Origin of the sequence: Citrobacter sp. Cb080, from assembly GCF_030334745.1 — a bacterium.
Taxonomy (GTDB): Bacteria; Pseudomonadota; Gammaproteobacteria; order Enterobacterales; family Enterobacteriaceae; genus Citrobacter; species Citrobacter braakii.
Window position 1 is genome coordinate 166,205 of sequence record NZ_JAOWDG010000030.1, and the last position, 15,613, is coordinate 181,817.

13 protein-coding genes are annotated in these 15,613 nt (G+C 52.0%); 5 read left to right on the forward strand and 8 right to left on the reverse strand.

Annotated elements, in window-relative coordinates; genetic code table 11:
- Positions 1-214: 214 nt before the first annotated feature.
- Entirely contained in the window at positions 215-943 is a 729-nt protein-coding gene (ubiG, locus tag OGV38_RS05865; RefSeq protein WP_075847744.1) for a bifunctional 2-polyprenyl-6-hydroxyphenol methylase/3-demethylubiquinol 3-O-methyltransferase UbiG, read from the reverse strand.
- A 158-nt stretch (positions 944-1,101) separates the two neighbouring features.
- On the opposite strand from ubiG, the gene gyrA reads away from it, so the two are divergent.
- The 5 genes from gyrA to OGV38_RS05890 all read left to right on the forward strand — a co-directional run bounded on the left by gyrA (position 1,102) and on the right by OGV38_RS05890 (position 7,050).
- Positions 1,102-3,738, forward strand: a complete 2,637-nt coding sequence (gene gyrA / locus OGV38_RS05870; protein ID WP_016153796.1) for a DNA topoisomerase (ATP-hydrolyzing) subunit A — start codon at positions 1,102-1,104, stop codon at positions 3,736-3,738.
- A 354-nt stretch (positions 3,739-4,092) separates the two neighbouring features.
- On the forward strand, positions 4,093-4,614 hold the full coding sequence (gene srlA, locus OGV38_RS05875; RefSeq protein ID WP_029139609.1) for a PTS glucitol/sorbitol transporter subunit IIC: 522 nt from the start codon (positions 4,093-4,095) through the stop codon (positions 4,612-4,614).
- A 9-nt stretch (positions 4,615-4,623) separates the two neighbouring features.
- On the forward strand, positions 4,624-5,022 hold the full coding sequence (locus OGV38_RS05880; protein WP_141895438.1) for a PTS glucitol/sorbitol transporter subunit IIA: 399 nt from the start codon (positions 4,624-4,626) through the stop codon (positions 5,020-5,022).
- Positions 5,003-6,019, forward strand: coding sequence for a PTS glucitol/sorbitol transporter subunit IIB (gene srlE / locus OGV38_RS05885; protein ID WP_286473043.1), 1,017 nt, complete (start codon positions 5,003-5,005; stop codon positions 6,017-6,019). The genes OGV38_RS05880 and srlE overlap by 20 nt, the downstream gene beginning before the upstream one ends.
- An 11-nt stretch (positions 6,020-6,030) precedes the next feature.
- Entirely contained in the window at positions 6,031-7,050 is a 1,020-nt protein-coding gene (locus tag OGV38_RS05890) for a Gfo/Idh/MocA family protein (protein ID WP_049268988.1), read from the forward strand.
- A gap of 219 nt (positions 7,051-7,269) precedes the next feature.
- On the opposite strand, the gene OGV38_RS05895 is transcribed toward OGV38_RS05890, so the two are convergent.
- The 7 genes from OGV38_RS05895 to atoS form a co-directional block, all read right to left on the reverse strand.
- A complete protein-coding gene (locus OGV38_RS05895; RefSeq protein WP_019077265.1) occupies positions 7,270-8,025 on the reverse strand; it encodes a MurR/RpiR family transcriptional regulator in 756 nt (251 codons plus the stop codon).
- A gap of 303 nt (positions 8,026-8,328) precedes the next feature.
- Positions 8,329-9,513 carry an acetyl-CoA C-acetyltransferase gene (locus tag OGV38_RS05900; protein WP_286473045.1) on the reverse strand — a complete coding sequence of 395 codons (1,185 nt, stop codon included), beginning with the start codon at positions 9,511-9,513 and terminating at the stop codon, positions 8,329-8,331.
- Between the two features lie 30 nt (positions 9,514-9,543).
- Positions 9,544-10,866 carry a TIGR00366 family protein gene (locus OGV38_RS05905; RefSeq protein ID WP_016153794.1) on the reverse strand — a complete coding sequence of 441 codons (1,323 nt, stop codon included), beginning with the start codon at positions 10,864-10,866 and terminating at the stop codon, positions 9,544-9,546.
- On the reverse strand, positions 10,863-11,513 hold the full coding sequence (locus tag OGV38_RS05910; RefSeq protein ID WP_016157021.1) for a 3-oxoacid CoA-transferase subunit B: 651 nt from the start codon (positions 11,511-11,513) through the stop codon (positions 10,863-10,865). The genes OGV38_RS05905 and OGV38_RS05910 overlap by 4 nt, the downstream gene beginning before the upstream one ends.
- 2 nt (positions 11,514-11,515) lie before the next feature.
- On the reverse strand, positions 11,516-12,175 hold the full coding sequence (atoD, locus tag OGV38_RS05915) for an acetate CoA-transferase subunit alpha (protein ID WP_016153792.1): 660 nt from the start codon (positions 12,173-12,175) through the stop codon (positions 11,516-11,518).
- A gap of 199 nt (positions 12,176-12,374) precedes the next feature.
- Positions 12,375-13,760, reverse strand: a complete 1,386-nt coding sequence (atoC, locus tag OGV38_RS05920; protein ID WP_286473047.1) for an acetoacetate metabolism transcriptional regulator AtoC — start codon at positions 13,758-13,760, stop codon at positions 12,375-12,377.
- Positions 13,757-15,595 (reverse strand): two-component system sensor histidine kinase AtoS, encoded by a 1,839-nt coding sequence (atoS, locus tag OGV38_RS05925; protein WP_137351858.1) that lies wholly within the window; start codon positions 15,593-15,595, stop codon positions 13,757-13,759. Before atoS ends, atoC begins: the two co-directional genes overlap by 4 nt.
- Positions 15,596-15,613: the final 18 nt, after the last annotated feature.

Sequence of the window (15,613 nt, forward strand, 5' to 3'; positions counted from 1 at the left end):
CGAGGATGTCAATAATTGAGAAAAAAAATAGAAAATTTGATCGAGTGCTGATTTCTTCATCTAAGGCAAGGTAAGTTCTTATGACCTGGCGCAAAAATTGCCCTGACGATCCTACTCAGGATTGGTAGGCGATGCGCAGGCCCGAAAGCTGCGCACTATCGGGCACGGTGCCGGATTGCGGCGTTGCACGCCTTATCCGGCCGGGTGGAGGAGGTTAATCTGCTTGCGCGGTAGTGTGTACCATATAGTTCACATCAACGCCGGGGCCGAGTTTAAAACTGTTGGTGATCGGGTTGTAGTGCAGGCCGGTCATATGACGTTCTTTCAGCACGGTCTGGTCAACCCACTCTAACAGTTCAGCCGGCTTAATGAATTTTTTCACATCATGCGTGCCTTTCGGCACCATACGCAAAATATATTCCGCGCCGACCACCGCCATTAGCCAGGATTTGCCGTTGCGATTAAGCGTGGAGAAAAACACTTCGCCGCCCGGTTTGACCAGTCTGGCGCAGGCTCTGACCACCGACTGCGGGTCCGGTACGTGCTCCAGCATTTCCATGCAGGTCACAACGTCATACTGATGCGCATGTTTTTCCGCATGTTCTTCAACCGTTTCTTGAACGTATTCCACCTGGATGCCGCTCTCCAGCGCATGCAGTTTTGCTACCTGTAACGGTTCAAAGCCCATGTCCAGCCCGGTGACGGTTGCGCCTTCGCGCGCCATGCTTTCCGCCAGAATGCCGCCGCCGCAGCCGACGTCGAGTACCTTTTTACCAAACAGGCCGCCTGAGCGCTCCGTGATATAGCCCAGGCGCAGTGGGTTAATACGGTGCAGTGGCTTAAATTCACCCTCAAGATCCCACCAGCGTGACGCGACTGCTTCAAACTTGGCAATTTCTTCCTGATCAACGTTGTGAGTTACCGGAGGTTTTTCGGCATTCATTGGGGCTTCTACTCCTAAATTTGCGATGCAAATGAGTATATCAGCCTGACGGGATGAATAAAGCCTCTGTCAGGGGGAATCCATTTACCTGAATCTGCACGGATGTGTTATAATTTGCGACCTTTGAATCCGGGATACAGTAGAGGGATAGCGGTTAGATGAGCGACCTTGCGAGAGAAATTACACCGGTCAACATTGAGGAAGAGCTGAAGAGCTCCTATCTGGATTATGCGATGTCGGTCATTGTTGGCCGTGCGCTGCCGGACGTCCGAGATGGCCTGAAGCCGGTTCACCGTCGCGTACTTTACGCCATGAACGTATTGGGCAACGACTGGAATAAAGCCTATAAAAAATCTGCCCGTGTCGTTGGTGACGTAATCGGTAAATACCACCCTCATGGTGATACCGCCGTTTACGACACCATTGTTCGTATGGCGCAGCCATTCTCCTTGCGTTACATGCTGGTAGATGGTCAGGGTAACTTTGGTTCTGTCGATGGCGACTCCGCAGCGGCGATGCGTTATACGGAAATCCGTATGTCGAAAATCGCCCATGAGCTGATGGCTGACCTGGAAAAAGAAACGGTGGATTTCGTCGATAACTACGACGGCACCGAACAAATTCCTGACGTCATGCCAACCAAAATTCCTAACCTGCTGGTGAACGGCTCGTCCGGTATCGCGGTAGGTATGGCAACCAACATTCCGCCGCACAACCTGACGGAAGTGATCAACGGCTGCCTGGCATACATTGACGATGAAGACATCAGCATTGAAGGGCTGATGGAACATATTCCGGGTCCGGACTTCCCGACCGCCGCGATCATCAACGGTCGTCGTGGTATTGAAGAAGCCTACCGTACCGGCCGTGGCAAAGTGTACATTCGCGCACGCGCGGAAGTCGAAGCGGATGCCAAAACTGGCCGTGAAACCATCATCGTCCATGAAATTCCGTATCAGGTGAACAAAGCGCGCCTGATTGAGAAAATCGCCGAGCTGGTAAAAGACAAACGCGTTGAAGGTATCAGCGCGCTGCGTGACGAGTCTGACAAAGACGGTATGCGCATCGTGATTGAAGTGAAACGCGACGCAGTCGGGGAAGTGGTTCTGAACAACCTCTACTCCCAGACCCAACTGCAGGTTTCTTTCGGTATCAACATGGTTGCGTTGCACCATGGACAGCCGAAAATCATGAACCTGAAAGATATTATTGCTGCGTTTGTACGTCACCGCCGTGAAGTCGTAACCCGCCGTACTATCTTTGAACTGCGTAAAGCCCGCGACCGTGCGCACATCCTTGAAGCGCTGGCGATTGCGCTGGCGAACATCGATCCGATCATCGAACTGATCCGCCGTGCGCCGACCCCGGCAGAAGCGAAAGCAGCGCTGGTCGCGCGTTCGTGGGAGTTGGGTAACGTTTCTGCCATGCTGGAACGTGCCGGCGATGATGCCGCGCGTCCTGAATGGCTGGAACCGGAATTTGGCGTGCGTGACGGTCAGTACTACCTGACTGAACAGCAGGCCCAGGCCATTCTGGATCTGCGTTTGCAGAAACTGACCGGCCTTGAGCACGAAAAACTGCTCGACGAATACAAAGAGCTGCTGGAGCAGATCGCTGAACTGCTGCACATTCTGGGCAGCGCCGATCGTCTGATGGAAGTCATCCGTGAAGAGATGGAGCTGATTCGTGAACAGTTCGGCGACGCACGTCGGACCGAAATCACCGCGAACAGCGCTGACATCAACATCGAAGATCTGATTAGCCAGGAAGATGTTGTCGTGACCTTGTCTCATCAAGGCTACGTGAAATATCAGCCGTTAACCGATTACGAAGCGCAGCGTCGTGGCGGTAAAGGCAAATCTGCAGCACGAATTAAAGAAGAAGACTTTATCGACCGCCTGCTGGTGGCTAACACCCATGACACGATCCTCTGCTTCTCCAGCCGCGGTCGTTTGTACTGGATGAAGGTTTATCAGTTGCCGGAAGCAAGCCGTGGTGCGCGTGGACGTCCTATCGTCAACCTGCTGCCACTGGAAGCTAACGAACGTATCACCGCAATTCTGCCAGTACGTGAGTACGAAGAAGGCGTCAACGTCTTTATGGCAACCGCTAGCGGTACCGTGAAGAAAACAGCGCTGACTGAGTTCAGCCGTCCGCGTTCAGCCGGTATCATTGCGGTTAACCTGAACGAAGGCGATGAGCTGATTGGCGTTGACCTGACGTCTGGTAGTGACGAAGTTATGCTGTTCTCTGCTGCCGGTAAAGTTGTGCGCTTCAAAGAGGGGGCTGTTCGTCCGATGGGACGTACCGCGACCGGCGTACGCGGTATCAAACTGGCGGAAAGCGACAGCGTGGTATCGCTGATCGTTCCGCGCGGTGAAGGTGCTATCCTCACCGTTACCCAGAACGGCTACGGTAAACGTACGGCGGCGGAAGAGTATCCGACCAAGTCTCGTGCGACCCAGGGCGTTATCTCCATCAAAGTCACCGAGCGCAACGGTTCCGTTGTCGGCGCAGTGCAGGTTGAAGATACCGACCAGATCATGATGATCACCGATGCAGGTACGCTGGTGCGTACTCGCGTGTCGGAAATCAGCGTGGTAGGACGTAACACCCAGGGCGTTATCCTCATCCGTACTGCGGAAGATGAAAACGTTGTGGGTCTGCAACGCGTTGCTGAACCGGTTGATGATGAAGAGCTCGACTCCATCGACGGTAGCGCTGCTGAAGGGGACGAGGATATCGCGCCTGAAGCGGAAAGCGATGACGATGCAGCGGACGACGCTGAAGAGTAATTTTCTGCTGTAAGTACTGCACATAAGGGAGGCCTGGCCTCCCTTTTTTACGTCCTGAATATCCCATTTTACCTGTGAAGTAAGCTATTGCTGGCTATCTGTTGAATTCATGTATAAAAATACAATTTATCATGAATAATTATAGATTCGTGAAGGTGCTCACTGTTTATTCAATGTTTTGCCGTTAACTTTCCTTTAGACGTTACACGACTTTATAAGACTCATTGCGAGCAGGAGAACTGAAAACTATTTAAAAAAGACCTAAAGCGTTAAAGACAAATGCGTTGGCTGCCTTTATCTGTCAGTTTCTTCTGATGGATGAATATACTTTTACCTCAGCGTTGGGAGTTAACTATGATAGTTGAAATAGCGGAAGGCTTTATCCATCTTTTCCAGAGCGCGGGCAAGATATTCTCCGGGATGATCGTCAGTACCATTCCGATGCTGATAACGTTAATTCTGACGGTTAATTTCATTATGAAGTTAATTGGTCAACAGAGAATGGAAAAAGTCGCAACCCTGATGGGGAAATCCAAAATATTGACCTATGGCATTTTACCCAGTTTTGCCTGGTTCTTCCTCAGCAGCCCAGGCGCGCTGACAATGGGCAAATTTTTACCGGAACGTTGTAAGCCGGCCTACCAGGATGCGCTGGGCAGCACTGTACATCCGCTGACTTCGTTGTTTCCGCACATTGTGCCATCGGAGCTGTTTATCTGGCTGGGCGTTGCGGCGGGGATTACCCGGCTGGACCTGCCCGTTGCCGATCTGGCATTGCGCTATATCGCCGCTGGTATTTTACTCGGCTTTATCCGTGGTTTTCTAACCGAATATATCTTCACCAGACTGGAGAAGCGCGAACTTAATCAGCAATAAGGGAAAACAATGAAAGTATTATTTTCGGCTGACATTGTAAAGGCTGGAAGGAAAGTGGAAGAGGGGCTGCTTAATGGCATGTTGATAACATTTAACGAGCTGGCCCCGGAAGATTATCTCGACTATGTGCTGGTTATTAAGAATATTGTCTGTGATACCACACCGCCAGAAAAAACAGCGGATTATGTATTACAGATGAATAACCGGAGCTGGAATATAACCAGCTGGGGCGATGCCGCATGGCAAAATTTATGCGAGCTTGGCCATATGACGGTGGTATTTGACGGGGCAGAAAAACCAATAGCCTATGGATCATTACACGTAGAGAGTCATTGTTCCCCAGCCATTAACGAATTGATTGGCCCATTAACAATAATGAGGAAAACCAATGAAAACGGTACTGATTAAAAAAGGTCATTCAGGTATTGGCGATGATATGTATTTATCTCGTGATACCAGCAAAGTGATCTTGTCGCTGACCGGGAAAACCATCGATCCGGTTGCCAAAAAGCTGGGCGAAATGCTGGAGATGCCGGTTGTTAACGGTTTTGATGCAATGCCGGATGACAAGAAAATTCTCTGCGTGGTGATCAACTGCGGAGGGTCCTTACGCTGTGGCATCTATCCGCAAAAAAGAATCAAGACGATCAACGTGCTCCCTACCGGGGCAATGGGCCCCTTGGCGAAGTACATCACTGAGGATATCTACATTTCGGATGTCAGCAGCGACTCACTTTCGCTGATTGAAACCATTAATCAGCCTATTAATGCTGGTAACGTTGTTGAGCTTGTCGAGCCATTGCCCGCAGGTAACGCCCCGACCACGGCCAGTCCTCGTGCAGACGCAAATCCGCGCGGTTCAGCAGCCAATACGGCGCTGGAGTTGATGACCCGTTTTGCGACGAGCATCGGTAACTTTGTCAGCCTTCTTTACTCTTCTGCGCGTGAGTCAGTGGAGCTGTGTATTAAAAATGTTATCCCGTTTATGGCTTTTATCTCGGTTCTGATAGCCCTGGTTCAGGAAACGGCGATTGGTCAGTGGACCGGGAATGCGCTGTCGCCGCTTGCCGGATCGTTAACCGGTCTGTTTGTGATTGCCATTATTTGTGGTCTGCCGTTTATTTCTCCCATTCTGGCGCCCGGCGCAGCCATTGCGCAGGTCGTGGGCGTGCTGGTAGGGACGTTAATCGGTAGCGGGGTGGTTTCGCCCCTGATGGCGTTACCGGCGCTGTTCGCTATCAACGTACAGGTCGGCGCTGATTTTATTCCCGTCGGGCTTTCCATGCAGGAGGCGAAAGAAAAAACCATTCGGCTTGGCGTTCCCTCTTTCCTGCTTTCACGGATGATCACCGCCCCGCTGGCGGTTGCCATCGGCTATCTGTTTTCTTTTGGCTTGTTTAACTGAGGAATTGTGTCATGAACAAAATCAATGCCGCAGTGGTTGGGGCAGGTATTTACGGCAAACATCACATTAACGCCTATCACTATAACCCTTGGGTAAATCTGGTGGGTTTTTGCGAGATAAATCCGCAGATCCGCGAAAAGGTTGCGGCTGAATTTGATGTCCCCGGCTATAGCTCGCTCGCAGAATTGTTTGCCGCTACGGAGGTCGATCTGGTGTCGATTGCCACGCCGGATCCTTTCCACTTTGATGCCACAATTGAGTCAATCAAGGCGGGTAAACATGTACTGATTGAGAAACCGATGGCGACAACGTCTGCGGAATGCCGGGAAATAATCCGCTGTGCCGATGAGTGGGGCGTGAAAATTGGCGTCGATTACCATAAACGTTGGGACGGGATGGCGCAGCATATTCATCACGAACTGTTGAAACCCGAAACCGGTCAGGTGCTGCGCGGCTATATGAGCATGGATGATATTATCGACGTGCCAAAAAACTGGCTGTCGTGGGCGAATGAGAGCTCTCCTGTCCATTTTCTTGGCACACATTGTTTTGATTTAATTCGCTATTACATGAACGGTGCCAATGCGGTTAGCGTCTACGCGATTGGGCAAAAAAAGAAGCTGATTGCGGAAGGCATCGATACATGGGACACCATTCAGTCCTTTGTGACATTTGACAATGGGGCGCAGTGGACCGTTGAAGTGGGATGGTGTTTACCCCCTTCCTTTCCCAAAGCGAATGATGGCCGTAGTTTTGTGATCACCGAGAATAATTATTATCGTGCCGATGCGCAGTTGCGCGGCTATGAAATGTTTACACCACAACGTAGCGCTACGCCAAATTATAACTTTATAAATTACGTTAATAACAGGGCCAGTGGATACGGTATTCAGCCAATCCATGATTTTGTAGAGCATATATTATTTGATACACCTTATCTGGCGACCGCAGATGACGGGTTGCAGGCCACATTAATTTGTGAAGCGGTGCATCACTCATTATCAACTGGAACGGTTATTCGTCTGCAATAAATTTAATTTTTGTACTCGTCATACTTTAGGTTGCAGATGCGTTGGTTTTGTTACCCGGCCTATCCCAGTCACGTACTCATGTACGTTCCGGGGGACTCGTTGCGTTGCCGCCTTGATGCAACCCGAAATCCATTGGGTATACGTCTCATAAGCATTTTTTTGACGTTAACTTCTCTGATTAAGGCCGGGTTTTATATTCCCCCTGACCCTGGCCAATTATCATCGCTTATGGGACGTTTTTTCATTATTCATATTCAGGTAGCAGTATTGCAGCGCATGGAAAAAAAGCGTGTGTAATGACACTTTCAGTGCGGCGAAGCTAAGTGGACTGGCGCTGGACTGCGGGGTGTACAGCGTCACATCGGCCAGTGATGTTCCGCTTTGATGGCAGGCGACAGCCAGCGAAGCCGCTTCGTGCTCGCGAATCAATGTAATCAACTGATTATCCGGCTCCTCTTTGAGTCCCGGCAACAGGATCACCGAATCACAATCTGTCAGGCTATTTGCCAGCAGCAAATGGGCGTTTTTATACTCCACGGGGATACAAACCTTACCAATATCACTATAATCCTGAATGATCTCACTGAGTAAAGAACTCAGTTCCCGTGGATGACAGAAATAAAGATGACGGCTGGAATTAATAATTTCAAAAAATGTATTGAGTGCCGCAGGATTATTATTATTAATAAACTCGCCAGGAATGGCGTTGTTTTTATTCGCCTGAGCCGGCAGAAGTACTTCTGGCTGACTACGCAGACATTTAATGAGATCATATTTAAATGATGTAAATCCGGTATAACCGAGAGCCTGCGCAAAACGTACGATAGAAGGTTGGCTGGTATGGGCCTTTTTAGAAATTGCCGTAGACGTCAGTTTTTCCGCAGCCGATAATGTAGCAAGAATGTAACGGCTAATAGTTTGTTCGGTATGCGAACCTGTTTTTACCAATAACTGAAGTTGTTCGATAATGTTCATTAAGGTCTCTCGGTCGGTTTTGTTCATTATGACATACATACTCTAAATAATTCGAGTTGCGGGATAAAACGGCGCTGTCGTTTTGAACAGCGCTTGTGCTGGCCCCGAAGAGGCTAGGCCCGGGGACAGGCCGGGTAACAAAGCCAACACAGCAGCAACATGAAAGATGGTGAGTATACACTTCATCCTTCAGGCGGCCTCTGTGCTGGCTGGTGAATGACTCGTCTCATCCCTGAGACTCGCCTTTCTTACCCGACAGATGCATCCGAATGATTTTGTGTTTAACCGAAGGGACCGCAGAGTTTAATTCATTCGCTCTACTATCATCGCAATGCCCTGACCGCCGCCGATGCACAGCGTGGCCAGTCCAAGCGTTTGATCCCGTGCCTGTAGCGCATGCAGCAGCGTCACCAGTATTCGCGCGCCGCTGGCGCCAATAGGGTGTCCCAACGCAATTGCCCCACCGTTGACGTTAACCTTTTGCGGATCAAATCCCAGCGTTTTACCAACGGCAAGAAACTGAGCAGCAAATGCCTCGTTGGCTTCGATCAGATCGATATCAGAAAGCTGTAAGCCGCTCAGTTGTAGTGCCTTCAGCGTGGCGGGAACCGGCCCCATGCCCATCATAGCCGGAGCTACGCCGCCACTGGCCCAGGCTTTGATTCGCGAGAGTGGCTTCAGCCCAGCCTCCAGTGCTGCGGACTCTTCCATTATCACTAATGCCGCTGCACCGTCGTTGATCCCCGAGGCGTTACCTGCGGTGACGGTTCCTGCTTTATCAAAGGCTGGACGCAATGCGGCGAGGCCTTCTGCCGTCGAGTCAGCTTTGGGGAATTCGTCACGCTCAATGATGATGGTTTTCTTCCGTGATGACACGCTGACGGGCACGATTTCAGCCTCAAATGCGCCAGACTCGATTGCGGCAACGGCTTTACGCTGTGACTGCAGAGCCAGTTCATCCTGCATTTCGCGGCTGATGCCATACTCTTTGGCAACATTTTCTGCAGTGATCCCCATGTGGTAACCATGCTCGGCGCAGATCAGGCCGTCGCGCAGAATAACGTCGGACAATTGCCCGTCACCGAGGCGATAGCCCCAGCGGGCTTTTGCGTCTAACAGGTAGGGGGCCAGGCTCATGTTTTCCATCCCTCCCGCGACGATCGCCTGGGCTTGTCCGGCCTTGATAGCGAGAGCGGCAAGCGCCACGCTTTTCAGGCCAGAGCCGCACACTTTGTTGACGGTAAAGCCGCAAACGGTGTCGGACAGGCCGCTTTTTAATAATGCCTGACGCGCTGGGTTTTGCCCGAGTCCTGACTGCAGCACGTTGCCCATAATCACCTCGTCCACGCGCTGTGGGTCAAGGTGCGCGCGTTCAAGAGCGGCTCTAATGACGGTTGATCCAAGCTCGACGGCACCCGTAGTTGCCAGTGCGCCGTTAAAACTGCCGATTGCGGTACGTGCCGCGCTGACGATGACACAGTTTTTCATTTTTCAGTTCCTTTAATTAAGTTGTTGCCGTCAGAACAAGGTCAATCCAATAACAAAAATGACGCCGGAGAAGAGCAGGGCGGTGATGCAGTAGCCCATAATGTCGCGTACTCCGAGACCGGCGATGGCTAGCGCGGGTAGCGCCCAGAACGGTTGTGCCATGTTCATCCACTGCTCACCGTAGGCGATGGCCATGACTGATTTGCCAAGATCGGCACCCAGCGCCTGAGCGGCAGGCATGACGAACGGTCCCTGAATAACCCAATGGCCACCGCCGGATGGCACGGCAAAGTTAATCAGTGCTGAACTGAAGAAAGTCATCAGTGGGAAGGTATCTTTGTTGGCAACGTTGATGAAAAATTCAGTAATGAGCCCACCGAGGCCGGAGTGCTCCATCATCAACTGAATGCCGGCATAGAAGGGGAATTGCACCAGAATCCCGGCGGTACTCCGTGCGGCAGCACTAACGGCACGCATATAGGCCATCGGCGTTTTGTGCAGCAGCAGACCGGCAATCATAAACATCAGGTTGACGGTGTTGATGGTGATGTTGAAACCTTTCTCGGCAAAGTAGATACCCAGATAGGCAATCCCTAATGCACCGATGATCAGTGCCAGAATGCGGCTCTCTTCCAGTTTTTCAGATGGCGGCGCATCTGGCGGCAGTTTCTTCTGAAAATCAGCTTCTTCCAGTAACAGTTTCGGATCGATGCTCACCACATCTGAAGGTTTTGGCGTCATCATCCGGGTGATAAACGGCATCACCACAATCAGGCCGAGCGTGATGAAAATATTGAAGCCGGTGAACAGGGTATCCGCGACAGGAATGAGGCCCGCTACGTGCTCGACCGGGTTGCCAGGCGTTGCCGCCAGCAAAGGCATTGAGCCGGAGAAGCCGCCGCCCCAGGTCAGGAACCCGATATAGGCGCAGGCAATCAGTAACGGATAATCGGAACCCGGTACCCGACGAGCAACTTCGCGGGCGAACATCGCCCCGACCACCAGACCAAATCCCCAGTTAATAACGCAGGCAACTGAACCAAAAAAAGTCACCAGCATGACGCCCTGAGCGGGGGTTTTGGCGGCGGATGCCGCCGTACGCAGCAGGCTTTTCACCGGCCCGGAACTGGCTAACGCATGGCCGGTTACGATGATCAGCGCCATCTGCATACCAAACGCCAGCAGGTTCCAGAAACCGTCACCCCAGAATTTCACCATGCTGATGGGGGTCTGCGGCGTTAACCACAGCGCGATGCCAAAGGTCAGCAACGTTAATAACATGGCGAAAATCAGTGGGTCGGGCAGCCAGCGGCTGACTACCCGTGTCATAAAGCGAGCGATGCGGCCAATCATGCGTCACCTCGCAGGATGCGCAGATCGTCGGCAATTTCAAACTGTGCTTCGGTTTTTTCACATAGCGTGGCGATGTCGCATCCTTCGACGATTTCAGTCAGCCACATCTTGCCATCTATAAAGCGGAATACAGCCAGCTCGGTGACCAGCATATGCACAGCATGCTGTGCAGTGAGCGGCATGGTGCATTGACGCAGGATTTTTGCGGAGCCGTCTTTTGCGCAATGCTCCATGGCGATAATGACTTTACGCGCACCGGTCACCAGATCCATTGCGCCACCCATGCCGGGCACCATCTTGCCGGGAACCACCCAGTTGGCGAGGTTTGCCTGCTCATCGACCTGCAACCCGCCAAGCACACAGGCATCAACATGACCGCCGCGAATCAACGCGAACGACATGGCGCTATCAAACATCGCCGCGCCCGGCAAAATACCGCACGGTTGGCCGCCCGCGTTCACCAGGTCAGGATGGGCGGTGGTGACTGGGCCCAGCCCCAGAAAGCCGTTCTCAGATTGCAGCGTAATGTGAATATCAGCAGGTAAGTAGTTGGCTACCATCGTTGGCAGGCCGATACCTAAGTTGACGATATCGCCATCGCGAAGTTCTTGCGCCACCCGGCGCGCAATACGTTGTTTAGCATCCATGATTAGCTCTCCTGTGGAATGACGATATGGTCGATAACGGCGGCGGGGGTCACAATCTGGTCAGGCTGCAGCTCCCCTGTTTCAACCATTTCGTCCGGTTCGACCAGCGTGATATCAGCGGCGAGGGCAATCAGAGGGTTAAAGTTACGGGCGCTGAGCTGGTAGGTGAGGTTGCCAAGCATGTCAGAGCGGTGGGCGCGAATAAGCGCTAAATCGGCGCGTAATGGGCGTTCAAGCAGCCAGGTTTTACCCTCAAGCGTCATGGTTTGCTTGCCTTCTTCCACGATGGTGCCAACGCCAGTGGGGGTCAGAAAGCCGCCAAGACCCGCGCCGCCGCAACGAATCTGCTCGATCAGGGTACCTTGCGGAACCAGCTGTACATCCATCTCGCCGGCAATCATACGACGACCTGTTTCCGGGTTTGTACCAATGTGCGAGGCAATCACTTTGCTCACCCGCCCATTGACGATCAGGGGGCCGATACCGGTATCGACAAAGGCGGTATCGTTAGCAATCAGCGTCAGATCTCTGACGCCGGACTCCAGCAGGGCTTCAACCAGACGAGGTGGTGTGCCAACGCCCATAAAACCACCGACCATGATGGTCATGCCGTCACGAAAGAAGCCCGCAGCGTCTTGTAAGGTAATCAGTTTTGTTTTCATTATGTTTCCCTTTTTGCATACTCCATTTTGGGTACGTTCAGGGAATTGCAAGCAGGGTGCCAGAATGACTAAAGAAACGTATTAATGTTTAGTTGATTGAATTTATTGGTTTATTTTTGTGGTCTTGGTGAAAGGAGACCACGAGGGGTTATGCAGAATTTTGCGCAGTGTGCAAAATTCTGCATAGCAAACTTGCGTATCAGGAACCCGATGGGTCGATGCCGTACTCTTGTAATTTATACATTAAAGCGCGACGGCTAATTCCCAGCATCAGCGCCGTGCGGGTGCGATTGCCGTCCTGATTGTCGAGGACTTCGAGGATAATTCGTTTTTCCTCACGTTTAATCTCTTCTTTCAGATTGCGTTCCCCGGAGTAAGTCGGTTTTGTTTCTGTTGTGGCGCTAACCGGGTTGCGCAACGGGTCGGGGAGATCGTCGACAAAGATCACCGCACCGGTATTCATAACGACTGCACGTTCGATGACGTTTGACAGTTCGCGAATGTTACCGGGCCAGGGCCAGGCGGTGAGGATCGACATCGCCGTCGGGTCGATCTCGATAATATCTCGCTGATTTTCAGAGCTGAATTTTTGTAAAAAGTGGTTTGCTAATAAGGCAATATCTTCACGACGCTCGCGTAAGGGCGGCAAAGTCAGATGGATAACGTTGAGACGGTAAAACAGGTCTTCGCGAAACGTTCCTTCCTTCACCATCGTTTGCAGACAGCGGTTGGTGGCGGCGACGATTCGAATGTCAACGCGAATGGTCTGGTGCCCGCCGATGCGTTCAAACTCCCTCTCCTGCAAAATGCGCAGCAGCTTGGCCTGCAGCCCCAGCGGCATCTCGCCAATTTCATCAAGCAATAAAGTTCCCTGATGAGCGCGTTCGAACAATCCCTGGCGTAATGTCTGTGCCCCGGTAAACGCGCCTTTTTCGTGACCAAATAGCTCGCTTTCCAACAACGACTCCGGCAGGGCCGCGCAGTTAATTTTGATAAAGGGGCCATTGGCGCGTTTGCTGTTGTAGTGAATGGCGCGGGCGATCAGCTCCTTTCCTGTGCCGCTTTCACCGCTAATCAACACGTTTGCCTGGGAGAGGGCGATTTTCGCCGTGTCTTTACAGATATCCATCATACGCGGGCTGGTGGTCAGAATATGTCCCCACTGCCAGCTGGTGGTCAACGCTTTATGCAGATTGCGGATTTCCTGTTTCATCTCCTGCAGTTGCAATGCGCGTTGAATCACCATGCTTAGCTCGTCGAGATCAAAGGGCTTAATCACGTAGTCGAATGCGCCGCTACGTAAAGCTTCTACTGCGGTTTCTACTTCAGCGTAAGCGGTCATCAGAATGACGGGGATCCGTGGTTGCTGCGTGCGCATAACTTTCAGCGCGTCGATACCGTCCATCTCCGGCATGCGAATGTCCATCAGCACCACGTCTGGCTGCGTTTCGCTAAACAGTCTCAGCGCGGCTTTCCCGTCGCTGGCGCAATGTGTCTCATGCCCTTGCAGGGAAAATGCGGTGGCAAGCATACGGCGAACATTTTCTTCATCATCAACGATGAGAATACGATAGGTCGTTTTCATTCTGACGGATTTCCCTGCGGGTTAAGAGGTAAAATCAGAGTGAATATCGCCCCGCAGCCAGGCTGGCTGGTTACGTGGATATCCCCCTGATGCGCGTTGATGATGCGCTGGCTCAGCGCCAGTCCAAGACCGGTGCCTGATGCTTTTGTCGTAAAAAAGGGATCGAATATTTTCTTCTGTATGGCGAGATCGATACCGTTGCCATTATCTTCAATCATCACGGCCTGTTGCGAGGCCGAGTATTGCCAGGTACGGATGCGAATTTCGCCTCGCGCAGCGATCGCCTGTACCGCATTGATTAAAATATTGAGGATCACCTGTTTGATGAGTTCGCGATCGGCGACGATCGGCGGCAGGCTGGGATCTAATTCCGTTGTAAAGGCGATCCGTGCCTGCAGGCCAGCGGTTTGCACCAGGATTAGCGTCTCTTCAATGAGCGCATTGAGCCGAATCTGTTGCCACTGGCTTTGTCGTGGGCGAGAGAAATCTAACAGTTGTTGAATAACTTTATTGATGGAATCAATTTCATTCAGCACAACAGATAAATATTCCTGATGTTCCGGCAGCGAGGTTTGCTGGCGGATGATCTGGACGTACCCACGAATTGCGGTCAGCGGGTTTCGCACTTCATGCGCGACGCCGGCCATCAGCTCACCCAGGGTGGCAAGCCTTTCGGTTTGCGCCAGTCGACGCTGGGTCTCTTTACGGGCGGTTAAATCGGAGAAAATAACCAGCGCGCCAATCAGCTCGCCGTGTGCGTTATGGATCCGACTGGTGGTTACACTGATCTCAATGGTGCGTTCTCGTCCTGGAAAGCTAATCTCCTGGGCCACATGTTCAGTACCGTGCTCAAGGGTGTCCAGTACCGGGCTATAAAACTGCGTATTGGCAAAGAGCGTCGCATAGGGCTGTCCGACCAGCTCATGCAGCGTGTAGCCTGTTATCTGTTCTGCCGCCGGGTTCATGGTGGTAACGTCGCCTTGCCTGTCGATGGCGATCACGCCATCTGCGGCATTTTCAATGATCAGATCGTTAAGGGTTTTGGTTTCCCGTAGCGTTTGTGCCAGCGCATTGACGCTACGGCTGATTTGTCCTAACTCGCCGGGGAGTTCAGGCAATCTGGTAGGGGTTTTTTGTGCCAGCGTGGAAAGCCCATCGGTGATGATGTCGATATTCGCACTGAGTCGGCGTGAGAAGTGCACGATGAGCAGCAGACTACAGATGAGCCCGGCAACCAGTACGGCAATAATCCTGACATCCATTCTCCAGGCCTGCTGGCGGATATCTTCGGTGAGCTCATTGGCCCAGATATACCCAATAACCTCTCCCTGGCGCGCTATTGGGATCATCGAGTTGAGTATGTCGCCGCGAACCTGTCGCCCGGAATAGACCACAGGCGCGTTGCTACTCATCACTTCGCGTCCGGGATGATCCTCGGTGATGGTGATACCTACGTTGCCTTGGTAAAGCGCGGAGGGGGCGTAGGTGATAATGGCATCCAGCGCTTTGTGATAATACCCGGCGCCAATGCCGGGAAACGCTTGCGTAATGCGCTCGGTGATGGGGGCCAACTCTTGATTAAGCGCGCGAATGCGTGCTTCACGCGGCAAATTTGGGTAGTGACTAAAGCGGTCGCCCAGCGCATCGTTTAGCAGGGTTATCACCGATGACAGTTTTTTCTCTTTTTCAGATAAGACTGCTGAACGGCCTTCAGTTTCTACGATATAACCTATAGATATCGTCGGAATGATGACCATCAGGATGGCCATCATGATCATTTGGTTGCGTAATCGTCGTGGGTATAACCGACGAGCCAGCCATCTCAGGTCGCGCATTCTGACATCCGTGCAGTG

What these genes read in the sequence shown, in the direction of transcription:
- ubiG (WP_075847744.1), bottom strand. Translation starts at nt 943, where the DNA reads ATGAATGCCGAAAAACCTCCGGTAACTCACAACGTTGATCAGGAAGAA.
- gyrA (WP_016153796.1), top strand. Translation starts at nt 1,102, where the DNA reads ATGAGCGACCTTGCGAGAGAAATTACACCGGTCAACATTGAGGAAGAG.
- srlA (WP_029139609.1), top strand. Translation starts at nt 4,093, where the DNA reads ATGATAGTTGAAATAGCGGAAGGCTTTATCCATCTTTTCCAGAGCGCG.
- OGV38_RS05880 (WP_141895438.1), top strand. Translation starts at nt 4,624, where the DNA reads ATGAAAGTATTATTTTCGGCTGACATTGTAAAGGCTGGAAGGAAAGTG.
- srlE (WP_286473043.1), top strand. Translation starts at nt 5,003, where the DNA reads ATGAAAACGGTACTGATTAAAAAAGGTCATTCAGGTATTGGCGATGAT.
- OGV38_RS05890 (WP_049268988.1), top strand. Translation starts at nt 6,031, where the DNA reads ATGAACAAAATCAATGCCGCAGTGGTTGGGGCAGGTATTTACGGCAAA.
- OGV38_RS05895 (WP_019077265.1), bottom strand. Translation starts at nt 8,025, where the DNA reads ATGAACATTATCGAACAACTTCAGTTATTGGTAAAAACAGGTTCGCAT.
- OGV38_RS05900 (WP_286473045.1), bottom strand. Translation starts at nt 9,513, where the DNA reads ATGAAAAACTGTGTCATCGTCAGCGCGGCACGTACCGCAATCGGCAGT.
- OGV38_RS05905 (WP_016153794.1), bottom strand. Translation starts at nt 10,866, where the DNA reads ATGATTGGCCGCATCGCTCGCTTTATGACACGGGTAGTCAGCCGCTGG.
- OGV38_RS05910 (WP_016157021.1), bottom strand. Translation starts at nt 11,513, where the DNA reads ATGGATGCTAAACAACGTATTGCGCGCCGGGTGGCGCAAGAACTTCGC.
- atoD (WP_016153792.1), bottom strand. Translation starts at nt 12,175, where the DNA reads ATGAAAACAAAACTGATTACCTTACAAGACGCTGCGGGCTTCTTTCGT.
- atoC (WP_286473047.1), bottom strand. Translation starts at nt 13,760, where the DNA reads ATGAAAACGACCTATCGTATTCTCATCGTTGATGATGAAGAAAATGTT.
- atoS (WP_137351858.1), bottom strand. Translation starts at nt 15,595, where the DNA reads ATGCGCGACCTGAGATGGCTGGCTCGTCGGTTATACCCACGACGATTA.